The organism is Streptomyces swartbergensis, assembly GCF_002148965.1.
GTDB lineage: Bacteria > Actinomycetota > Actinomycetes > Streptomycetales > Streptomycetaceae > Streptomyces > Streptomyces swartbergensis.
On record NZ_NGFN01000669.1, the window covers coordinates 1 to 1,658 of the forward strand.

General features: G+C 63.8%; 2 protein-coding genes. Both read left to right on the forward strand.

From position 1 onward, the window contains the following. Positions 1-375, forward strand: a 375-nt coding sequence (locus tag CA983_RS46485) for a hypothetical protein (protein ID WP_158101944.1), incomplete at its 5' end; no start/stop codon positions are given. 314 nt (positions 376-689) lie between these two features. Further along, positions 690-1,367: a restriction endonuclease gene (locus CA983_RS48705; RefSeq protein ID WP_244207354.1), complete on the forward strand. Its 678-nt coding sequence runs from the start codon at positions 690-692 to the stop codon at positions 1,365-1,367. Positions 1,368-1,658: the final 291 nt, after the last annotated feature.

Here is a 1,658-nt window from a genome sequence, read left to right on the forward strand (position 1 = left end):
CAGGCGGAGCAGCACGAGTTCGACGACGCCGTGAGGCAGGCGCTTCAGCACTCGGGTTTCCAAGCGATCCTCCGTGAGCCGAGGGTTCTTGAGGTGTCCCGCAGTGGTGAGACCGGCCTGGTCTTCTGTGCCAACGTGCAACGGCCAGGACGAGACGAGGCCACCGATGTTCGTGTGCTCCTGACCGCACTACGCCTGGCCGAGGCTGGCGGCTTCCCCGGTGTGCTGGTGATCAGCAATCTGAAGTACGTCTCCAGACCTGCATACCGATTCCTCGAGGAGACGACGTCGTCCCTCCGACTCGTGCAACGGTTCGAGTTGCAGCGTTGGGTCGCATGGGAAGTCCCCCTCCGTGACGCGCTGGTGGCCGCCTGATGCACATCAACTGGGCCACTACCGTGTCGCTCCCTGAGTACCCCAGCGATCAACTGCAGGCGGCTTTGCGGCGTCGAATAGCTGAGGCCACAGACGATGATCTGCTCGCTGCTTACCTCCACTGGATTGAGGGGCAAGTAGCACTTGACTTCGCCGGTGCCGCGAGTGATCTCGCAGCGGAGATCCAGGCTGAGCAGGACCACTTGGGGACCTTGGTACCGCCTCTGGGTACTCCTTTCACCTTGAACTACCGCCAAGCACACGCGGCCCTCCGGCTCGCCCTTGACAGGGCGAGCCGCACTGCCGTGAGTGGAGTGGAGAAGGCACAGAATGTCTGGCTGCAGCTGAGCGAGCAGACGGGCCGGGATCTCACCGAGCGATACCGAGACGCAGCCAGCCCAGCTCTCCCCGATCTGGGAGCTGTCGGGGCTCTCCGGAGACAATTGGTACAAGCTGAACTGGACGTGCGGAACGCCATAGACAAGCACCGAGATGAGATACACAGCCTTGCGCTGCGCGAACAGGCCCTGGACCGCTTCATCGCCTCGGAAGACAGCGTGGCTCTGGAAGACATCCACGACATGACGCCGTTCGTCTTCGAGCAGACCGTAGCGACCCTGATGAGGCGCGATGGTCACCACGTCATCCGAGACGGTGGAGGCGCTCGTGACCTCGGAGCAGACGTGATTGCGATAACCCCCGACCGACTACGCGTCGTGTTCCAGTGCAAGCATCGTCAAGCAGGGGTCGGAAAGGTTGGCTCGCCCGACATCCAGACCCTCAACGGGACGGCCCGCCCGGAACACAACGCCGACATCGTCATCGCCGTGACTAACGGGACGTTCACCAAACCCGCGAACGAATTCGCACGCTCACACGACATCCACCTGCTGGACCAAGCTCGGCTGAAGCGCTGGGCGACATGGGGGGAGTCCCTGCTGTCTGTTCTGGATCTCGCCCAAGACAAGCAGCACGACACAGAAACTGGGTGACTGCTGCCCACCCTTGTTCAAGGGCCAGTGAGGATCGAGTGGGTGCCGATCCGACGCCAAACGATGTGCGGTACGCCGCGGATTATCTCCGGCCCGTAGGACCAGGTGGCGCGGCCGTCGCAGTCCCAGGTCAGCTCGAAGACGCCGTGAGCGCGCCGGACACCCTTCACACGGAGGCCGGTGCGGAAGCGCCCGGTGCGCAGATCGTCGAGAAGGCCTCCACGGTCTGGCGGAAGCGGCGGCGCTGTTCGGGGTGAGGCGGTCCAGGTCGGTGGTGAAGCGGGGCAGGGC